General features: G+C 49.3%; 16 protein-coding genes and 1 other RNA gene. 13 read left to right on the top strand and 4 right to left on the bottom strand.

All coding sequences use genetic code 11. The features are described from left to right. Positions 1 to 2: 2 nt before the first annotated feature. From nadK to bamE, 3 genes are all read left to right on the top strand, one after another. A complete protein-coding gene (gene nadK, locus OGV79_RS12265) occupies positions 3 to 881 on the top strand; it encodes an NAD(+) kinase (RefSeq protein WP_024130853.1) in 879 nt (292 codons plus the stop codon). A gap of 85 nt (positions 882 to 966) precedes the next feature. Beyond that, positions 967 to 2,628 (top strand): DNA repair protein RecN, encoded by a 1,662-nt coding sequence (gene recN, locus OGV79_RS12260; RefSeq protein WP_286468510.1) that lies wholly within the window; start codon positions 967 to 969, stop codon positions 2,626 to 2,628. A 149-nt stretch (positions 2,629 to 2,777) separates the two neighbouring features. Beyond that, positions 2,778 to 3,122, top strand: coding sequence for an outer membrane protein assembly factor BamE (bamE, locus tag OGV79_RS12255; protein ID WP_012134705.1), 345 nt, complete (start codon positions 2,778 to 2,780; stop codon positions 3,120 to 3,122). 113 nt (positions 3,123 to 3,235) lie between these two features. On the opposite strand, the gene OGV79_RS12250 is transcribed toward bamE, so the two are convergent. Both OGV79_RS12250 and ratA read right to left on the bottom strand, forming a co-directional pair. Further along, positions 3,236 to 3,526, bottom strand: coding sequence for an RnfH family protein (locus OGV79_RS12250; protein ID WP_012134706.1), 291 nt, complete (start codon positions 3,524 to 3,526; stop codon positions 3,236 to 3,238). Beyond that, positions 3,516 to 3,953 (bottom strand): type II toxin-antitoxin system toxin RatA, encoded by a 438-nt coding sequence (ratA, locus tag OGV79_RS12245; RefSeq protein ID WP_024130854.1) that lies wholly within the window; start codon positions 3,951 to 3,953, stop codon positions 3,516 to 3,518. The genes OGV79_RS12250 and ratA overlap by 11 nt, the downstream gene beginning before the upstream one ends. A gap of 169 nt (positions 3,954 to 4,122) precedes the next feature. On the opposite strand from ratA, the gene smpB reads away from it, so the two are divergent. From smpB to OGV79_RS12200, 9 genes are all read left to right on the top strand, one after another. Beyond that, on the top strand, positions 4,123 to 4,605 hold the full coding sequence (gene smpB, locus OGV79_RS12240; RefSeq protein WP_012134708.1) for an SsrA-binding protein SmpB: 483 nt from the start codon (positions 4,123 to 4,125) through the stop codon (positions 4,603 to 4,605). Between the two features lie 145 nt (positions 4,606 to 4,750). After that, positions 4,751 to 5,113, top strand: a transfer-messenger RNA (tmRNA) gene (ssrA, locus tag OGV79_RS12235). Between the two features lie 166 nt (positions 5,114 to 5,279). Next, positions 5,280 to 6,527, top strand: a complete 1,248-nt coding sequence (locus OGV79_RS12230; protein WP_200076246.1) for an integrase domain-containing protein — start codon at positions 5,280 to 5,282, stop codon at positions 6,525 to 6,527. Between the two features lies 1 nt (position 6,528). Beyond that, positions 6,529 to 7,173, top strand: a complete 645-nt coding sequence (locus OGV79_RS12225) for a hypothetical protein (RefSeq protein WP_200076247.1) — start codon at positions 6,529 to 6,531, stop codon at positions 7,171 to 7,173. Positions 7,174 to 7,440: 267 nt separating this feature from the next. Beyond that, on the top strand, positions 7,441 to 8,826 hold the full coding sequence (locus tag OGV79_RS12220) for a hypothetical protein (protein WP_200076248.1): 1,386 nt from the start codon (positions 7,441 to 7,443) through the stop codon (positions 8,824 to 8,826). A gap of 405 nt (positions 8,827 to 9,231) precedes the next feature. Further along, positions 9,232 to 10,110, top strand: coding sequence for a hypothetical protein (locus OGV79_RS12215; RefSeq protein ID WP_200076249.1), 879 nt, complete (start codon positions 9,232 to 9,234; stop codon positions 10,108 to 10,110). Between the two features lie 32 nt (positions 10,111 to 10,142). Continuing rightward, positions 10,143 to 10,979 (top strand): pPIWI-associating nuclease domain-containing protein, encoded by an 837-nt coding sequence (locus tag OGV79_RS12210; protein WP_200076250.1) that lies wholly within the window; start codon positions 10,143 to 10,145, stop codon positions 10,977 to 10,979. Positions 10,980 to 11,511: 532 nt separating this feature from the next. Next, the gene (locus tag OGV79_RS12205; RefSeq protein WP_200076251.1) at positions 11,512 to 11,727 is read left to right on the top strand and encodes an AlpA family transcriptional regulator; all 216 of its coding nucleotides are present in this window, start codon (positions 11,512 to 11,514) and stop codon (positions 11,725 to 11,727) included. A 35-nt stretch (positions 11,728 to 11,762) separates the two neighbouring features. Then, a complete protein-coding gene (locus OGV79_RS12200; protein ID WP_200076252.1) occupies positions 11,763 to 13,832 on the top strand; it encodes a DUF927 domain-containing protein in 2,070 nt (689 codons plus the stop codon). 445 nt (positions 13,833 to 14,277) lie between these two features. On the opposite strand, the gene OGV79_RS12195 is transcribed toward OGV79_RS12200, so the two are convergent. Both OGV79_RS12195 and OGV79_RS12190 read right to left on the bottom strand, forming a co-directional pair. After that, a complete protein-coding gene (locus OGV79_RS12195; protein WP_275055592.1) occupies positions 14,278 to 16,329 on the bottom strand; it encodes a DUF4238 domain-containing protein in 2,052 nt (683 codons plus the stop codon). A 33-nt stretch (positions 16,330 to 16,362) separates the two neighbouring features. Then, the gene (locus OGV79_RS12190) at positions 16,363 to 16,719 is read right to left on the bottom strand and encodes a helix-turn-helix domain-containing protein (protein WP_094334095.1); all 357 of its coding nucleotides are present in this window, start codon (positions 16,717 to 16,719) and stop codon (positions 16,363 to 16,365) included. A 94-nt stretch (positions 16,720 to 16,813) separates the two neighbouring features. Here OGV79_RS12190 and OGV79_RS12185 point away from each other — a divergent pair, with 94 nt between their 5' ends. Further along, positions 16,814 to 17,098, top strand: a complete 285-nt coding sequence (locus OGV79_RS12185) for a helix-turn-helix domain-containing protein (RefSeq protein WP_048232517.1) — start codon at positions 16,814 to 16,816, stop codon at positions 17,096 to 17,098. The last annotated feature ends 52 nt before the right edge of the window (positions 17,099 to 17,150 follow it).

The following is a 17,150-nucleotide window of genomic DNA, read 5'->3' as shown; positions in this document are numbered from 1 at the left end:
AAATGAACAATCATTTCAAGTGTATTGGCATTGTGGGACATCCACGTCACCCCACTGCACTGACGACACATGAAATGCTCTACCGCTGGCTATGCACAAAAGGTTACGAGGTCATCGTGGAGCAACAGATCGCCCACGAATTACAGCTGAAAAATGTAAAAACCGGCACGCTGGCGGAAATTGGTCAACTGGCGGATCTCGCCGTCGTTGTCGGCGGGGATGGCAATATGCTCGGCGCGGCGCGCACGCTGGCGCGCTATGACATCAAAGTGATCGGCATTAACCGTGGCAATCTCGGCTTCCTGACCGACCTTGACCCGGACAACGCCCTGCAACAACTCGCGGATGTACTGGAAGGCCATTATATCGCCGAGAAACGCTTTTTACTGGAAGCTCAGGTCTGCCAGCAAAACTGCCAGAAACGCATCAGTACCGCCATCAATGAAGTCGTGCTGCACCCGGGGAAAGTGGCACACATGATTGAATTTGAAGTGTATATAGACGAAACCTTCGCCTTTTCTCAGCGTTCCGATGGTCTGATCATCTCTACGCCGACCGGTTCCACCGCCTATTCACTCTCGGCGGGCGGCCCCATTCTGACGCCGTCGCTGGACGCCATCACGCTGGTGCCGATGTTCCCGCACACCCTATCCGCACGCCCGTTGGTCATTAACGGCAGCAGCACGATTCGTTTGCGTTTCTCACACCGCCGTAGCGACCTCGAAATCAGTTGCGACAGTCAGATTGCCCTGCCCATACAGGAAGGCGAAGATGTATTGATCCGCCGCTGTGACTACCATCTGAACCTGATACACCCTAAAGATTACAGTTATTTCAACACATTAAGCACAAAACTAGGCTGGTCAAAAAAATTATTCTAATTTAACGCCGCCCTCTTTACTGTATAAAAAACCAGTTTATACTGTATGTAATTACAGTTATGGTTTTTCATACAGGAAAACAGCTATGTTGGCACAACTGACCATCAGCAATTTTGCTATCGTTCGTGAACTTGAGATCGATTTCCAGAGCGGAATGACCGTCATTACCGGTGAAACCGGCGCGGGTAAGTCTATTGCGATTGATGCGCTCGGCTTGTGTCTGGGTGGCCGTGCAGACGCCGACATGGTGCGGGTGGGAGCAACCCGCGCAGACCTGTGCGCCCGCTTCTCACTGAAAGATACGCCAGCAGCGCTGCGCTGGCTGGGAGAAAACCAACTGGAAGAAGGGCGTGAGTGCTTACTTCGCCGCGTCATTAGCAGCGACGGTCGCTCCCGCGGCTTCATCAACGGCACCGCCGTGCCTCTCTCCCAGTTACGGGAACTGGGCCAGTTGCTCATTCAAATTCACGGCCAGCATGCACATCAGCTACTGACCAAGTCTGAACATCAAAAATCCCTGCTCGACGGCTACGCCAACGAAGCGTTTCTGATTCAGGAAATGTCCTCACGCTATCAACTGTGGCATCAAAGCTGCCGCGATCTGGCGCATCATCAACAGCAAAGCCAGGAACGCGCCGCACGTATGGAGCTGCTGCAATATCAGTTGAAAGAACTGAACGAATTTAACCCGCAGCCCGGTGAGTTTGAGCAAATTGATGAAGAATATAAACGACTGGCAAACAGCGGCCAGTTGCTGACGACCAGCCAGAATGCGCTGACGTTGCTTGCTGATGGCGAAGACGTCAATCTGCAAAGCCAGCTGTACACGGCAAAACAGTTAGTCACCGAACTAACGGGCATGGACAGCAAACTGTCTGGCATTCTGGATATGCTGGAAGAGGCCACAATCCAGATAACTGAGGCCAGCGACGAACTGCGTCACTATTGCGATCGTCTGGATTTAGACCCCAATCGCCTGTTCGAACTTGAGCAGCGCATTTCTAAGCAGATTTCACTGGCGCGTAAACATCACGTCAGCCCGGAAGCGCTGCCGCAGTTTTATCAGTCACTGCTCGAAGAACAGCAGCAGCTTGACGATCAGGCCGACTCACTGGAAACCCTGACGCTGGCGGTGAACAAACATCGCCAGCAGGCGCTGGAGACGGCAAAAGCGCTGCATACTCAGCGTCAGCATGACGCGCAGGAACTGGGGCAGTTGATCACTGAAAGCATGCATGCGCTGTCGATGCCGCATGGCCAGTTCACTATTGATGTGAAATTTGATGAGCATCATCTGAGCAGCGACGGTGCCGACCGCGTAGAGTTTAAAGTCACCACAAACCCGGGTCAGCCATTGCAGCCAATCGCAAAGGTCGCTTCCGGGGGCGAACTGTCCCGTATCGCGCTGGCAATTCAGGTCATTACTGCCCGTAAAATGGAAACCCCGGCGCTCATTTTCGATGAAGTCGATGTCGGTATCAGCGGCCCTACTGCGGCCGTTGTCGGTAAACTGCTGCGCCAGTTAGGTGAGTCAACTCAGGTAATGTGCGTTACCCACCTTCCGCAAGTTGCCGGTTGTGGTCATCAGCACTTCTTTGTCAGCAAAGAAACGGACGGCGCCATGACCGAAACGCATATGCAGTCGCTGGATAAACGCTCGCGATTACAGGAGCTGGCTCGTTTACTTGGCGGCAGCGAAGTGACGCGTAATACCCTCGCAAATGCGAAAGAACTGTTGGCTGCGTAAACTTTTTTGACCCTTTAAGGTCTGAGTACAAAACAAAATCGCCGTAAGACCCGACACCAAAAGGTTTTAAAGTGGTGAAAGGTCTATTATCATCGGCATATTACATATGAGCCGCGTACTGCTCGGGCCCGAAAAGGAATCAAATCACTATGCGCTGTAAAACGCTGACTGCTGCCGCAGCAGTACTACTGATGTTGACCGCAGGCTGTTCCACTCTGGAGCGAGTGGTTTACCGCCCTGACATCAACCAGGGGAACTATCTGACCGCTAACGATGTCGCCAAAGTGCGCGTCGGTATGACGCAACAGCAGGTTGCTTATGCTTTGGGTACACCGATGATGTCCGATCCTTTTGGCACTAACACATGGTTCTATGTGTTCCGTCAGCAACCGGGTCATGAAGGCGTAACGCAACAAACCTTAACGCTGACCTTTAACAGCAACGGCGTGTTGACCAACATCGACAATAAGCCAGCGTTGACCGACAACAAGTAAGATTGTTTTCTGGTGTTAAAAAAGGTGCCATTGGCACCTTTTTTAATTATTGACGAACCTGAACCCGCTTTGCCGAAAGAATGCAGGCCTGATAAGCGTTCAGGCATCCATGATTATTTATTTGCCGATTTCTCCGCTCGCTGTCTGCGCAACTCTTTTGGATCGGCAATCAGCGGTCGATAGATCTCTACCCGATCGCCGTCATGAACCACGTCGGCAAGTTTTGTCGGGCGGCTATATATACCGACTTTGTTTTTAGCGAGATCGATATCGGTGCGCAGTTCCAGCAAACCGGAAGCACGAATCGCCTCTTCAACCGTCGCGCCTTCCTGCAACGTCACACGCTGTAAATACTGTTTCTCGGGCAGCGCATACGCCACTTCGACGACAATTTTAGCCGACACTGTAAACCTCTTTGGCCCGAACGGTGAACGCCTGCACCATATTAGAAGCCAGCTCTTTAAAGACGCGGCCAAACGCCAGTTCAATTAACTTGTTGGTGAACTCAAAATCGAGGTGGAACTCGATGCGGCACGCTTCCTGGCTGAGCGGCGTAAATTTCCACCCGCCAATCAACTTTTTGAAAGGGCCATCGACCAGATGCATCAGGATGCTCTGGTTATTCGTCAACTGGTTACGTGTCGTGAATGTTTTGCTGATCCCTGCCTTAGACACATCCACGGCCGCCGTCATCTGACCCGGCGTCGATTCCAGCACACGGCTGCCGACGCATCCCGGCAAAAACTGAGGGTAGGACTGAACATCATTCACTAACTTATACATCTGTTCCGCGCTATAAGGGACTAAAGCGGTCCGGCTAATCTGAGGCATAGCAATTTCCATCAACATAAATCGAACAAATAATACCATTTATCCCCAGGTAAAAAAAACGCTATACCTCAACAGGGCCTACGCAGGTTCATGCTAAGATAACGCCTTATCCCCCGCAGGATGAAATGGGGTGTTTTTCGATTTCAGATTACCTATACTGAGCGGCATTATGACGAAGAAAAAAGCACACAAACCTGGCTCAGCCACTATTGCGTTGAATAAGCGCGCCCGACACGAATACTTTATTGAAGAAGAGTTCGAAGCTGGACTCGCCCTGCAAGGTTGGGAAGTTAAATCCCTGCGCGCGGGCAAAGCGAATATTAGCGATAGCTATGTCCTTCTCAGGGATGGCGAAGCGTACCTGTTCGGCGCAAACTTTACGCCAATGGCCGTCGCCTCAACGCACGTCGTGTGCGACCCCACTCGCACCCGTAAACTGCTACTGAACCAGCGCGAACTCGACTCCCTGTACGGACGCGTCAATCGTGAAGGTTATACCGTCGTCGCGCTTTCACTGTACTGGAAGAACGCCTGGTGCAAAGTGAAAATCGGCGTCGCAAAAGGTAAGAAACAGCATGATAAACGCTCAGACCTGAAAGAGCGTGAGTGGCAACTGGATAAAGCCCGTATCATGAAGAATGCAGGCCGCTAAACGTTCCCTGATAACACCGCTTTCGTTGCTGGCTATTTAAGCAAATCGTTCCATCACGCGAAATGAGCGGTAAATCCTTGAAGATAAGGAAAATCGGGGGCTGGTCACGCGTGTCACAACTCTGTTATACTTAACATAACACATTGGGGCTGATTCTGGATTCGACGGGATTTGCGAAACCCAAGGTGCATGCCGAGGGGCGGTTGGCCTCGTAAAAAGCCGCAAAAAATAGTCGCAAACGACGAAAACTACGCTTTAGCAGCTTAATAACCTGCTCTGAGCCCTCTCTCCCTAGCTTCCGCTCTTAAGACGGGGATCAAAGAGAGGTCAAACCCAAAAGAGATCGCGTGGATGCCCTGCCTGGGGTTGAAGCGTTAAAACTAATCAGGCTAGTTTGGTAGTGGCGTGTCCGTCCGCAGGTGCCAGGCGAATGTAAAGACTGACTAAGCATGTAGTACCGAGGATGTAGGAATTTCGGACGCGGGTTCAACTCCCGCCAGCTCCACCAAACATTCATTCATGATGCATCATGAACCTTAAAAAAGCCTGTAACTTCAACGAGTTGCAGGCTTTTTTGTTGCATGTGTGGTTATGATCTCTGTATGAATCTTGAGCATTATGTATCTTGTTTTGCACCGCGTTGCCTGAACGCTAAAAAAACAAGGTGCAAAAACATGCCTAAGGTATTGAAATCCCTAACCAATACCGAGATCGCTGCCGCCAAGCCGCAGAAGACCGAGTATATGCTGCGCGATGGCGACGGACTGGCGTTGTTGATTAAGCCATCCGGCAGAAAGATCTGGTACTTCGAATACACTCCCCCGGCGCTGAAAAAACGGACCAAAATCAGCATTGGCCCCTACCCGGTAGTCACCCTCGCCATGGCGCGAGATTTCAGGTTGCAATACCGGCGTTTACTCGTGCAGGGCATCGACCCACAGGCCCATCTGGAGCAGGTTGCAGAGGAGCAACGACTCCAGAATGAATGCACGCTGGAAAAAGTTGCGGAACAATGGCTCAAAGAGAAAAAACGGACCAGCGATCTTAGCGAAGATCACGCCAAAGATGTCTGGCGCTCGCTGGAGATGCACGTCTTCCCTTCTCTGGGTGATACACCCGTTACCGAGATCCGCCCCAAGATGCTCAAGGAACACCTCACACCGCTGGAAGAACAGGGCATCCTCGAAACACTGCGGCGAGTCATCTCACGGCTCAATGAAATCTTCCGCTTTGCCATCTCCGAAGAGCTCATCGAGTTCAATCCAGCTGACAACCTGGTCGCCCGCTTCAAGAAACCGAAAAAGCAGAATATGCCCGCCCTTCACCCCAGTGAACTGGGCAGGCTAATGCTGGCGCTACAGAACGCTTCTATCCGCAAGGAAACCCGCTGCCTTATCGAATGGGAGCTACTGACCTGGGTTCGCCCCGGCGAAGCCGTCAGCGCGCGCTGGTGCGACATCGATATGAAAAAAGCGGAATGGCGCATCCCCGATACCTTTATGAAGATGAACCGTTCGCACACGGTGCCGCTCAGCAAACAGGCGCTGCGCGTTCTTCAGATCATGGAACCCGTCAGCCGCCATCGACCTTGGGTTTTCCCCAGCATCCGTAAACCACTGGAGCATATGCATCAGCAGACCGCGAACGCCGCGCTTATCCGTATGGGGTTTGGCGGTGAGTTGGTCGCGCACGGCATGCGCAGCATCGCCAGGACTGCAGGTGCAGGTCATTTCCCCCGTGAAGTTCTGGAATCTGCTCTGGCGCACCAGAAAGAAGACGAGATCGAAGCAGCCTACAACCGCAGCGACTATCTGGAACAAAGGCGACCGCTGATGCAGTGGTGGGGAAACTACGTTGATGCCGCCAGACGGCAGGCATTGCTCGGCGAAGAAGAACCGCTGCGGATCGTGGAAGGAGAATAATGTGACCAGTCCCATTCGTCAGAATCTGTTTGAACGGGAATGTGATATGCCGCTGCTGGAAGCGCGGCATCTCGCCCTTCTGCTTCTCGGCCTCGATGCTTCCCAACCCGCAAACGCCCTGCCGGAAGAACATCAGGAAAATTACCGTATCCTGCACGACGCCATCAGCCGGACCATCAAAGCCACAGGCATGGTCAGCGCTCCGGCAAATAAACGCATGTTCTATGCCGATGAGATGTTCGCACTGGCCTGGCGGCTTATTGATGACGAACTGACGCCGCCAGAAATTAAGGCCCGCAGCCTGAAGGCGGTGATGAAACTGTCGCGTAATAGCCGTGCCCGCAAGTGGCTAAAGACGCTCGGCGACGATGCGCTGCCGGATCTCACTGCTTCAGCACAACCTTCCCAGCGTGGGATGCATAAGCGCGACAAGGCGCGGGAGAATACTGCCAGGCTCTGCTGGCTGCTGGTTCAGCTTCTGGTTGAAGAGACTGACGGGCGTTATGGGACGTCTGATAAACCGAATTCGGATGTGATACTTCGTAAGCTGAAAACACTGGCGCAGGAGAAGGAATTGTCGTCGGATGGGCTTGGACGAGGGACGTTTTATGAGGTGTTGAAGATGGGGCGGGAGAAGAGAACATAGGTAGGCGCTCCCAGTGTCGGGTGTAGAGAACCGATTAAGATCTGAAACTTCAGGCGTATAGTCGGCTTCGTGCAGTGAGCGGACGTTGCGGGACGTCAGATATCTAAAAACTTATGGTCCGCTTGGATAGGATCCGTATACAGGACGCGATACAGAGTTTTTATCTCTTTGTGGTAGTAAACTGAGATTTCTGAGGGATAATCCCCCCAATAAGTTGAAATGACATATCTCGATAAAAACCCTATACAACTACCAAGAGAGACCGCAATGGATATTGTCAGTCGGGTTGAGCGTTTAAGAACAAAAGCTTTTTATCAGTTGCTTGTGGACAGGCTTGGAACTGAGGCCTGGGCTGCTCGCAAAGTTGCATATTTGAAGCGCATACAAGAGAAGGAGTCTAAGTTCAACATCAATCTGCCGATAGAGCCCCAGCTCTTCTTACCAGCAGAAGATGACATCGACTGGTACATTCTGGCGTCGTATCTGTCTCATGATTTTCCATATAGTGATGTTACTTACAGCAGCAGGCGGATCTACCCCTATGCTATGGCCATAGGAGCTGTTGCAGATCAACTTCGCAAAGTCCCATACGTCGATGATGTTCTGGACAAAATGCTAGCAAATAACAACAAACCAGAAACTCAAATTTTTGAGCTGCTGACGGCATCGTTCTACCTAAAGAACGGCTATGAGGTTGCCTTCATCCCGGAAAACAGCATTGTCTGGCCCGATGGAAAGACCAAAAAATCACCGGATATGCTCGTCAAGTTAGGTGATCTGGAGTTCTACGTTGAGTGCAAAAGGTCGGATAAGCAAACCAAGTACTCAAAGACCGAAGAGCAAGCCTGGGCCAACATCTGGCATGAATTGAGCCGACATATGCTCAAAGTCGCACCGTGGAACATTGTCGATATAATTTTCCATGAGCAGGTCGCCAGTGTGACTCCGGCAGACATTATTAAAGCGGTGAATCTAGCCATTAAAGGGGGGACGGGAAAAGCTAATGAGGGTTCAATCAGTGTGGGAATACGAGCCATCGACAAATTAGGGCTCAAACGTTACTACCGAAAATTTTCAGTCAGAGCCAATAGCCCACAGCATGAATTGCTGGTATTTGGGGACCTAGATAGCAATGAGAAACGAAGCATCTCGACTATCGCTCAGCGAGTTATTCGCCCTGGCACCAATAACGACATTCTCAACATTTTTGTAAAGGATGTTGCGAAGTGCGTTGGAGCTCAGTGGCGCTGCGATCATGAGATTTCTCTCGGCCTCAGATCCAAGCATTTCAAGAGCTTGCTCAATGATGGAGTCATGCAAATTCCCCCCGATCGTGCTGGCGTGGTGCACATTTGGTATGAGACTTGCGAAGGCATAGATATCGAAGAACTACGTAGGGATAAAAACATGGAGAATATCTCGGCCTACGATGCCTCTAAAACAACCGTGTTGGGTGCTTTCCTGCATGCCGTGAATTATTACCCGTTAGAGGAAAACTATGAGTGGGCAGAGACCGTGCAAGACTTTGCCCGCGTGCCGCATTTGAGGGGGCTCTTCCCTAGACAGCCATTGATGCTTACATCTGACTCGACGTGTGGGGTCGAAGGCGTCACACATTGGGAGCAAGATAAGGCCGCAAAAATCACGCGTTGAACGTGGCTGGAGTAGGGCGATACTGGGAACATGACTCTTCACCGCGTTTCATGACCTGCTCCCCGCTAATTAACACACGTTATCGTTGGGTGGAAAGGACAATTTCCTACGTCCGCTCACTCACAGCGGACCTCACCCAGCGAGCAGGTCTGCTCAGTGCCAGGAGCGGACAACTAGGACATTACAACGTTATGTCAGATATCTATAAGTGCATGGCCCGCTTGGGTGGAATACTTACAGAAGAACCATACATCCTACTGGGTAAACATCGGGCAATTTAGTTTACCCAATCCATCACTAACGGACTAATTCCCTTTGATGTAAAAGAACAAAAGCGGCATTATAACGATACAAAAGATGCAGAGTTTCTGTCTAAGCCGCGCTTTATGTACTAGAGGAATTTGAATGATCATCAGCAGCAAAACGAGCGAGAAACTTCGAGACTTAGTAAATGAAGAGACTGAGTATCGTTCTGGACCTAACTTGGTTAAGTTTTTTAATACGTTAGGTTTTAATCACTCATATGGGCAAGGCTTTCCATCTCGTTGGAAGTATACGGATGATTGTTTAGAGACAATTAATGGAACTCCACAACTTGACAAGTGCATTAAAGAAGTATTCAACCCTGTCAATTTTATTGGTCGTATTGACGAGTTGGATCGCCGTATTGTCGAGTTTAATCAGTACTTAGCTTTTGATAAATGGCTAGTCGTCAGAAATGGTGCTGAAATAACCTTCAAGAAACTTCATAAAGTAGAGTTAAACGAGGATAGTTTGCAATCCAGTAACCTATCTGAATCTGACTTTTTAAGTCGTGAGTTTAGTGGTTTCACTATCTCTGATTTAGGCTTAGATCAGAATGTAACTGAAGTACTGAACAAACGAGTTGAAGAAATTGAAAAAACGTATAGTTCAGCGGCTTATCTTTCTACGATACTAATCGCTGGTAGTACTTTAGAAGGGGTTTTTCTTGGATTAGCTTCTAGTTATCCGCGGGCATTTAATACGGCTAAGTCTTCCCCTAAGGGTCGTGATGGTAAAGTCCAACCATTTCATAATTGGAATCTAGCAACCTTTATTGATGTGGCAAAAGATTTAGGACTAATTCAGCTTGATACTTATAAGTTTTCGCATACTTTAAGGGACTTTCGGAATTACATTCATCCTTATCAACAAATGTCATCAGGCTTCACACCAAGAGAGCACACAGCTAAGATTTGTTTACAAGTACTTAAGGCTGCAATTACTGAGATGACATCTAATATCAAAAAGTTACGTGTCTAATGCAGTTGTTTCCATTCAGATAATGGTGCGGAATGAAATTAAAAAATTTATTACAGTATGATTTTATAAAGGACTTTGAAAAACTTTTAGTTACCGATTTCGAAAAGAAATTATTCTTAGCAAGCCTGAGGAATTATTGTTCTCATGGGAATCCGCTAAGGTTTCATAATTTTTCCTTCTCAATGAGAGAACTTGTTTTACAAATGATTGATCGCAGAGCTCCTGATAGCAAAGTGAAGTCTGCAATTTGGTATTCGAGAGAAAGTGATAGATTTGAAGTCACCAGACGTCAAAAGCTCAAATATTGTGCCCAAGGAATACTGTCAGACGCCTATTTGGATACTATGCTGTTAAACGATCTAAACCAGAGCATTAAAGACTACCTTAAAGAGTTTAACTTTTTCAATAAATACACTCATATTACAGAAAAATACTTGAACGCTTGCCCCAAGCAGTTTTACGCAGATATTAAATTTATTATCCAACGTTCTAGGGAAGTGCTCGAAGAAATTGATTCTTTAGAGAATTTAGTAATCGATAGCATTCCTGAAACCTTACAAGATATCCTATTTAACCACGTTATCAGTAATTTTCCAAGCGAGCTAGACATTCTAGCGCACAACGTCATAGTAGAATCTGTGTCCCCAGAGGAGCTTGGAGTTACTTATCTGGAGGAAAACGGAATAACTGTAGCTGTCTCAGGTACCGTTTATGTTACTCAAGAATACGGTAAGGGGGATGACTTTACAGAATTACATGAAAACTATCCATTTAGTATTTCTATTGAGTTGAATGTTGATGATCCTACTGACATTACTATTGACCAGTCTGATTTTGAAATTGATACGTCATCATGGTTTGACGTTTAAGAAAAAAGAAGTTGAAGATTCACTTTGACCAATAAAGCCATGAAAGGTTGGGCCAACCGAGAATGCTATATAAAATTGGAAGGCAAACAAATTAACCCGACGTGTTGAGCTGACTGATAACTTACTCGCAGTTTAAATAGCCACAGGAAACCCCAGTAATGCCCCTGTATCCCACAATACTGTCGCAACTGCTGCAAAAATAAATGCTCTAGTTACTCTAGTGTGAGCAAACGTGCTAATTTTCGCTACTCGCTCAAAGCTGACAGTAGAATAGCGACAGCTGTTGTGAAGTGTTTGTTGCCGTGCGTTGCCATCCGTTAACCTGAGTAAATCTTATTCCGACATAACCAAAGTGAAATAAAATAATTTACTTTCAATAAATTAACCTAATACCACTATTTCTTGCAGCAAAAAAAGTCTTCCAGAACTCATTACTTTCTATCCGGACTCCACTTTTTCATCCGGACCTATACCTCCCCTCCCCGTTCCGCGCTATAACCGCCTCGACACTCTGTTCCCGTGAGGTGCAATCATGAAAACCCGTGCTGACAGCAGCGATGCTTTTCCCGAAAGCGGCAATGTACGAATGCGGCAGGTAGTCCAGTTTCTGGCGATGAGCGAATCGTCGGTTTACCGCCTGATTAAAAACACCGACTTTCCCCGCCCCGTCCATCTATCTTCCCGACTGGTGGTCTTCGATGCCGCTGAAATCCGCCAGTGGCAGCAGCGCCGCGCAGCCATCCGTTAATCCATGCTCAGGGATGAGCCAACTGATACCCCATCATGAAACGCGCCCCCTATCTCAACAGGCAGTCTCCGGACCGCACGCTCGAAGTGGTGATCCTTGCCGGAAGCCTGGCATGGGAGACCTCACGCGCCTGGCGACAAGCTCCTGACCGGGAGGATGATGTTCCCCCGGTGGTACTCGGCCCGGATGAACTGGCCGATCTGGACAACCAGACCATTATCAGACCCGACACGCTTTACGTCCGGGTATTCCGCACCGGCGATATTCGCGAAGAAGACCTGCTGAAAATCGCCGTTAAACTGGCGCACGCGGGTGTGCAGATGGCCCGGCTGATGAGCCCCGACGGTGAGTTAGTGGAAAACTGGAGCGGTCAGCTTGCACGCCTGCGGCAGGAAAGGCCTTCTGACATCCTGCCGGATCACTTCCGCCTCGATGAAGAGGCACTGTGGTTTGATAAGCTCACCGAACGCCGCGACGGCGAAAGCGACGTCCAGCCCCAGCGCATCTGTTCCCCTCTGCGCGTCACCGCTATCACCTGCGACAGCCATGACGGCAGCTATGGCCGCCTGCTGGAATGGCACACCACCACCGGGCAGCTGCGGCGCTGGGCCATGCCGATGGCAATGCTCAGCGGCAACGGCGAGGAGCTGCGGCGCATCCTGCTGGAGAACGGCCTGACCTACATCTCCACCCGCCCGGCCCTGCGCAGCCTGTTATGTGAATATATCTCGCGGTCACTCCCCGGACGCCGGGTTACCTGCGTGGAGAAAACCGGCTGGCACAACGGCGTGTATGTACTGCCGGATGAAGTTATCGGTCCCGGTGGCGACAGCGTCATCCTTCAGGGCAGTCACTATCTGACCGGCGGCTTTGCGCAGGCCGGTACGCTGGCGGAATGGCAGGAGCAGGTCGCCGTGCTCTGTGCAGGTAACTCGCGTCTGGTCTTTGCCGTCTGCTGTGCGCTGGCCGCCCCGCTGCTGCGCCTGACCGGAACGGGTGGCGGAGGCTTTCATCTGCGCGGTGAGTCCACCGACGGCAAAACCACGGTGATGAAGGTGGCCGCTTCCGTCTGTGGCGGCACGGATTACTGGCACTCCTGGCGTGCCACCGGGAATGCGCTGGAGGGAATTGCCAGTCGCCACAACGATGCCCTGCTGCCGCTTGATGAACTGCGCGAAGTGGACCCACGGGAAGCCGGGATGATTGCCTATATGCTGGCGAACGGCCAGGGCAAGGGGCGCGCCCGTACCGACGGCGAAGTACGCAACCGCAGGCACTGGACGCTGCTGCTGTTCTCCACCGGGGAGCTGTCGCTGGCGGAACATACCGAACGCGCCGGGGAGCGCCTCTACGCCGGAATGGGCGTGCGCATGGTACAAATCCCCAGCGACACCGGGCAGCATGGCGCGTTTGAGCAATTGCACGGTTTCGCCAGCGGCCAGCAGTTCGCCGATGCTCTCTGCGACCGGGTGGCCCGCTTCCACGGCACCGCCTTTCGTGCCTGGCTGACCTTCCTCACCCGCGACCTGGACGCCAGCACCGCCCTGGCAAGAGAGTTACTTCGCCGCTACCAGACCGCCCTGATGCCTGAGAACGCCGGAAACCAGGTACAGCGTATCGTGGCCCGATTTGCCCTGCTGGCGGTGGCCGGAGAGATGGCGACGCTGCACGGCATCACGGGCTGGCAGGAAGGCACGGCGTATGAGGCGGTGCAGATCTGCCTGCACGCCTGGCTGAACGAACGCGGCCATATTGCCAACCAGGAAGATGAAGGCGTGCTGGCGCAGATCAAGCGGTTCATCACCGCGTACCAGTACAGCCGCTTTGCCTCATGGGATGGCCCGGACCGCCCGCTGAATATGGTGGGCTTTCGCCGGGTGGAAAAAGATCCGCTGACGGGCGAGGAAAACACGCTGTTCTTCATTCTGCCGGAAGGCTGGCGGGAAATGTGCCGGGGATTCAGCCCGGCAAAAGCGGCCAGGTTATGCCAGGAAGTTGGTTGCCTGCTGCCCGGCAGTGACGGGAAATACCAGTCGCAGGTTCGCCTGCCGGAGATCGGCAAAGCCAGGGTCTACCGGCTCACCTCCCGCATTCTCAGTATCTGAGTGCAGTCTCGCGTGTCTTAAAAAAAGGTGGTACCGGGTGGGACAAGTGGTACACGCAGGGCTGGCGCTGGTTACAGCGTCCCACCTTAGAGAATTTGGTTTAAAATAAGTGGTACAGGGTGGGACAGCCGCTGCTGAATCTGTCCCACTTTTCAGACTGGCATTTTTCAGGTGGTACAGCGCAAAGCCACGGCTGGCGCGGTTGTACCACTTGTCCCACCCGTACCACCTCAAAAACAGTAGGAGTGAAAATGGCGGAAAGGGACGGCAAAAGCAAAGGCTGAAAGGAAGGGAGAATAAAGGAGAACGGGCTTGCTCTAAAAGGGTAAAATAGCTCGGTATAGATTGATTTGTAACGTATAAAAAAGACATCAATTTCCAGAGCCACTAATTAGTTTGTTTAGTTACAAACGATATGGTGCTGCGAATAGTTATTTTCATAGAGTCATACAGATAAAATCATCGTCCCTTGATCACTATCTGACGAAAAAAGGAAAATCCCATGAGGCCACAACAAGCGTTCAACATGGACGTTTAGTGCATATAAGTCCTCTCTAATCCAAGATGGTTGCTTCCAGAATCGTTCAAGATCATGTGCAAACACATCCACCCACCCAGTAAGTTCACGTGCGGCGATTGCTGCACCTACATCAGTATCAGAGTTTAGTAACGGTGATTTATTTATTCCCTGTAAATGGCCGATTAATCGAGCCATAGCAATCAAAATATCAGCTACTGCAGCATGCACAGTACTAAAAAATTTTGAATGATTGTTGTCTATTTTATGTTCTTCTTTTGCGCTAACTATCTTAGAAAAATTCGAATCAAGGGCTCTAATTGCGTAATGTGAAAACTCCTGTTCTAATAATTCTTCGGCTCCAAATTCTGCACTTGCAAAAGCATAATAATAGGCACGCAGAGCCTTTCGCATAGCGCAATGCATAACAGCTGGATGATTGTTCATCATTACGGGCTCCAGCAGGAACTCTGGAAGTACATACTCAAAGTGATTAATTGTATGAACAATAAATAATGAGGAAACAAGAAGATGAATAGCTACCTCCCTATTTTGCAGATCTTCTCCAGCTAAAGCATGAGCATAATTTTGATGAAAGACAATGCGTACTTTTATTTTCCCATCCCGCTTGACTAAAAGAGCAGCACCACCTTGAGCAAGGTAATCCGCTTCACTTTCTGGAGTTTCATTTCCATCAAAACTACGTTCGATATCTTCAAGTGCCTTTTCAAAATTAGACGCATATGTAATTCCATCCAATCGTGAAAGATCCAACCATTGGCTTAGTTTTGCCACAACCCCCTGAACTACCTCATTAATATGCTCAATATCATCACTAAGCCAATCATTAAAAGCAATCTGATAGCTAAATGAAGGACAAGAGATACTTTCCGGAACATTTAAATTATCATAGCCCTTATGTTCACATAAAGTATCCAATGTGTCATGGACAATATTATCCATTCTATTTTTCCATCGTTCACCAATATTTTTACGTAAATATTCATGAGCAGATGATGCAGCAATAAATAATTCATCACTGCACTCCGAGGCATCATCGTTGAATCTAGATAGGTCAACATTGATATTACTCGCTCGAACTCCAACAAGTAGTTTCTCGGAAGTAAGAGGCATGATGACAGTAGAAATAGAGGATGCCATAATATAGGGAAGGTAAACACCTTCTTCCTCATCAAAACCAATAGCTATGCAATCCGGCATAATCGCCCCTTCCTGGGGGGCAGGGAAAATACGCCATAATAAGGATTCGAGAGACTGCTTCCGAGCCTCTACAACAACACCATTATTAAGTACCTTTTTATGGCCATAACTAATAGCATCCTCAGTACCAGTAAGAAGTTGAGTGAACAAGGGCTGTAATTGAAAGTAAAATGGATTTGCATCACCTAAAAAACTTTCTTTTGCACTCATAAATAGCATTCGCTCTATCGAATCTTTTGGAATGCCAATTTCCTCCGAAACAAACTCAAAGGATTTAGCTATTTCCGGATTACTATTGAAAGATGATGCTATATGTTCACTCCATTTTTTATTTGTTGTAGGTTCATCCAACCCTAACAGAGATATCATCAACGTTTTATCAGATATTACATCAGCTAAGTCAGAGATAAGTTTTTGTGTGCCATGGCCAAATATGCTACGAAGGCTTTTACTTCTAGGTGTTAAATGTGCAATTACTTCTGCAGCAATAGATGCCTCGACATCAGTACCAACGTTTTTTTCCCGCAATATGCGAAGCAATTCCCCTAATCTACCTTCATAATCCGTCAGTTTATCATCAAGAGTTTTATTTGCATCATTTGCTGGCTTAGAGTAAAAATCCCTTTGTGCTGCCACACTATCAGTTTTAGATATGAACATTTTATCTCTGCGATAAACGTGTGTCTGCCCAGATTGCTGGCATATGAGAAACCCGCGCAGGAATAACTGTGGTATATAGTGCTGTTTTCTGCCTGACATGCTGATCCCTCAAATATTTACTTCATATCATTTTTAATTATTTGGTGATAATAATAAAGTGCTACCGGGGTTACTCTTTTTAAACCGATGATATTGAAGAATCAATTCAGCTAAATCATCGTCAACAGCATAAAAATACGCTTCCGGTACATCAAGCACTGCCGCCAGCTTACAGACAAGCTTGAAATCGGGTGCATGGACTTCCTTTTCATATGAACTGATCCGCGCGCTTGCGGATTCTTCATCCAGCCCTGCGAGAACACCCAGTTCCGCTTGCGTCAGATCAGCCCTGACTCTTGAAATCTTTAATCTTTTACCAATCACGATCGCCACCCTGCCCCTGAACATGCAGGAATTATCCCTCTCTGGGCAGCAACCATCTTCAGGCATTCCCTTACCTATTCATGTATTACTTGAATTTTGATTACATTTAGAGCAATATTCAAGAATTGCGTGATTTATCACGGTTAAAAAGAGAAAACCGATGAAAAAGTCAACAACCAAAGACTGGCACCCCGCCGACATCGTTGCCGCCTTACACAAGCGCGGTACCAGTCTGGCGAAACTGTCGCGGGAAGCGGGACTGGCCTCGTCAACGCTGTCGAATACCCTTACGCGCCCGTGGCCGAAAGGCGAGTGGCTGATTGCCATCGCGCTCGACGTGCATCCGTCAGAAATCTGGCCCGGCCGTTACCTCAATTCCAGTAACAAACGTGAACCCCGTAAACCGCTTCATCCCATGACAACAACCGATAACTCCGGGACATAACGACCCGCGCTGTGAGTGGCAGGACGCATTAACCAACGACACCTGACAGGAG

The sequence above is a fragment of the Citrobacter sp. CK185 genome (genome assembly GCF_030333565.1).
Lineage (GTDB): Bacteria > Pseudomonadota > Gammaproteobacteria > Enterobacterales > Enterobacteriaceae > Citrobacter_B > Citrobacter_B koseri.
Note: the sequence above shows the minus strand (reverse complement) of the source record. Positions and strands in the feature narration are given on the sequence as shown.